The organism is Actinocrinis sp., from assembly GCF_035946395.1.
Lineage (GTDB): Bacteria > Actinomycetota > Actinomycetes > Streptomycetales > Catenulisporaceae > Actinocrinis.
The window spans coordinates 1-3413 of sequence record NZ_DASYZI010000405.1 but is presented as its reverse complement, the minus strand read 5'-3'; the positions used below and the strand labels follow the sequence as shown (position 1 = coordinate 3413).

General features: G+C 71.3%; 3 protein-coding genes. All 3 read right to left on the bottom strand.

What is annotated here, in order from left to right; genetic code table 11:
* Nucleotides 1-257: 257 nt before the first annotated feature.
* On the bottom strand, nucleotides 258-1997 hold the full coding sequence (locus tag VGS97_RS25445) for a PHA/PHB synthase family protein (protein ID WP_326856182.1): 1740 nt from the start codon (nucleotides 1995-1997) through the stop codon (nucleotides 258-260).
* A 103-nt stretch (nucleotides 1998-2100) separates the two neighbouring features.
* Nucleotides 2101-3288, bottom strand: coding sequence for a beta-ketothiolase BktB (bktB, locus tag VGS97_RS25440; RefSeq protein ID WP_326856181.1), 1188 nt, complete (start codon nucleotides 3286-3288; stop codon nucleotides 2101-2103).
* Between the two features lie 25 nt (nucleotides 3289-3313).
* Nucleotides 3314-3413, bottom strand: a 100-nt coding sequence (locus tag VGS97_RS25435; RefSeq protein ID WP_349262259.1) for an SDR family oxidoreductase, incomplete at its 5' end; no start/stop codon positions are given.

Sequence of the window (3413 nt, the reverse complement as noted above, 5' to 3'; positions counted from 1 at the left end):
AGCGAACGGCATCGGGGGGACCGGCAGCGACGGGGTGATGGACTGGACGGTCTCGGCCCAGGTCCGGATCGCGTCGGTGACGGCCTCCTGGCTCTTGCGGATGGTGTCCAGGATCTGGTCCTGGAGCTCCTTGCTGGCGGTGCGGGCGTCGGTCATCTGAATCTCCTCCTCGACGGTTGTCTGTGCTCAGTATATCAAGCATAGTGGATGGTTTGTCAAGCGGAACTCGGGCGGGCGGCGGGCGGGTAGGAGCGGCGTCAGCCGCGGACGTAGTCGCCCGGCGCCTCGCCGAGCGCGGGATAGCGCTTGCTGCCCATCGGCGGCGGCGGGCCGAGGCGCCCGGCGCGCGTGTCTGCCCAGGCGGTCCAGTCCTCCCACCACGAGCCGCTGTGCCTCAGCGCGGCCTCCCGCCACTGCGCGGGGGACTCTGGGTAGTGCTCGCCCACCTGGTACCAGGACTTCGGCCCCGGCGGGTTGACGATGCCGGCGATGTGACCGCCGCTGGACAGCACGTACCGGACGCTCCCGCCGAGGAGGCTTGTCGCCTTGTACGACGACGGCCACGGCACGATGTGGTCGTTCACGGCGCCGACGAGGTAGGCGTCGCTCTTGACGTCGGCCAGCGACAGCAGCGTCCCGGCGAGTTCCATCTCGCCGCGAGCGAGCTCGTTCTGCGCGTACAGCGACCGGAGATAAAACGAGTGCATGGCCGCCGGCAGACGGGTACTGTCCGCGTTCCAGGCGAGAATGTCGAAGGCAGGCGGGCTCTGGCCCATCAGCCAGTTCGACACCACATAGCTGAAGATCAGGTCGTTCGCCCGAAGCACGTCGAACGTTACGGCCATCTTGGAGCCTTCCATGACGCCGGTGCGCGCCATTTCCTTCTCCAGCCGGGAGATGGTCTCCTCGTCGGCAAAGGCGCCCAGCACGCCCGGCTCGCTGTAGTCCAGCAGCGTGTTGAGCAGGGTGACCGAGCCGACCCGGTTGTCGCCGGTTTCGGCGAGGTAGGCAGCGAGCATCGCGGTCAGCGCGCCGCCGAGGCAGAGCCCGACGATGTCGATCACGGGCGAGCCGGTGATCTCGGAGATCACGTCGAGCGCGGTGCTCGGGCCGTGGATGAGGTAATCGTCCAGCGTCACGCCGCTCATCGCGGCGTCCGGGTTGCGGTAGGAGATCGCGAAGACGGTGCGCTGGTGCTGAACGGCCCACTCAATAAAGCTTCTTCCGGGAGCGAGGTCCATGACGTAGTACTTGTTGATCCACGGCGGGCTGGGCAGCAGCGGGACGCCGCGCACCTGGCTGGTCTGGGGCGCGTACTGGATCAGCTCTATCAGGTCGTTGCGGAAGACGACCTTCCCCGGGGTGGCCGCGAGGTTCCGGCCGAGCTCGAACGGCGCCGTGTCGACCTGGCGCGGGCGCCCTCCGTTCCAGGCTAGGTCGTCCAGGAAGTTGCGGGCCCCCGCGAGCACGCTGGCGCCGCCGGTCTCGAACGCCCGCTTGACCGCAGCCGGGTTGGTGGCCAGGAAGTTTGTCGGGGCCAGCGCGTCGAACGCGAAACCCACGGCGAGCTTCGCCTTCTCGTCCGTCACCGGGTCGCCGCGGCCCGCCGCGAGCAGGTCCTCCCCCAGCCGCCGGGCGGCCAGGTAGCCCTGCCGCAGGGCGAAGTAGCCGGGGTTGCCGTCCCACGAGGGGTCGGCGAACCGCCGGTCCCGGGGGTCGGCAGGCACCGGCGGCGCCATCTGCGACCCGAGCCACCGGGCGGCCGCGGCCGGCCCGACCTTCGCCAGGGCGGTACCGAACCGGGCCCAGGCCCCGGCGACCTCGGCCGGACGCAGGGCGGCACGGCCGAGCACCGAAAGCACCGACTCGCCGAAGTCGGCGGGGTCGAGCCGGGCCATGAGGCCGGCCTCCGGGGCGAGCGCCTCGCACGCATCCGCCCCGGCCTGCCAGGCCGCTTCCCACGGTGCCGCTTCCCGCGGCCGCGCTACGCCGCTCATGCTGTGCCTCCCGCTCGCCTCCGGGACACCGCGTGGCACCCTCTTCCCTCGCCGCTCGTCCCTCGCTCCTCAATCCAGGCGTTGCCGCACCCGCTCAGCTCACTCACGCCCTCTCGAAGATCGCGGCGATGCCCTGCCCGCCGCCGATGCACATCGTGACCAGCGCGTACCTGCCGCCGGTCCGGCGCAGCTCGTACAGCGCCTTGACGGCGAGGATCGCGCCGGTGGCACCGATCGGGTGCCCGAGCGAGACGCCGCTGCCGTTCGGGTTGGTCCGGTCCGGGGGCAGGCCGAGCTCGCGGACGACCGCCAGCGCCTGTGCTGCGAAGGCCTCGTTCACCTCGAACAGGTCGATGTCGTCGATCTTCATTCCGGCCCGGTCGAGGACCTTGCGCACCGCGGGCACCGGGCCCATGCCCATGATCCGCGGCTCGACTCCGGCGTGGGCGTAAGCGACGAGCCGCCCGAGCGGGCTGTGGCCATGGCGCTCGGCGAAGTCACCGTCGGCCAGCACGACCGCGGCAGCCGCGTCGTTGACCCCCGACGCGTTGCCCGCGGTGACCGTGCCGTCCTTGGCGAACGCCGGCCGCAGGCGCGCCAGATCGTCGGTGGTCACGCCGGGCCGGATGTGCTCGTCGGTGTCGACGGTCACGGTGCCCTTCTTCCCCGGCACTTCCACCGGCGTGATCTGCTCCGTGAAGTACCCGGCGTCGGCCGCGGCCGCGGCGCGCCGGTGGCTCTCCGCGGCGAGCTCGTCCTGGTCCGCCCGGGACACGCCGTAGTCGGCGGCGACGTTCTCGGCCGTCACCCCCATGTGGCAGGCATCGAACGGGTCGGTGAGCGCGCCGACCATGGCGTCGACGACCACGCCGTCCTGCATCCGCTGTCCCCACCGCATGCCCGGCAGCCAGTACTGTCCCCGGCTCATCGACTCGGCCCCGCCGGCCACCGCGACGTCGCAGTCGCCGAGCCGGATCGCCTGGGCCGCGGACACGATCGCCTGCAGGCCGCTGCCGCACAGCCGGTTCAGCGTGAACGCTGGCGTCTCGACCGGCAGGCCGCCGTTGACCGCGGCGACCCGGCCCAGGTACATGTCCCGCACCTCGGTGTGGATCACGTTGCCGAACACCGCGTGACCGACATCGGTAGGCTCCACGCCCGCCCGGCTGACCGCCTCGCGTACCACGGTCGCGGCGAGATCGCAGGGCGGGACCGCGGCGAGACCGCCGCCGTACTTGCCGATCGCGGTCCTCGTGGCCGACAGGACCAGGACGTCCCGGTGGTCTTCCATGACTCCTCCAGTCACTCGTCGAACGTCACATGTCCAGGCCGCCGTTGACGGCCCAGATCTGCCCGGTGATGTACGCGGACTCGTCGGCCGCGAGGAAGCCCACGACCCGGGCTATCTCCTCCGGC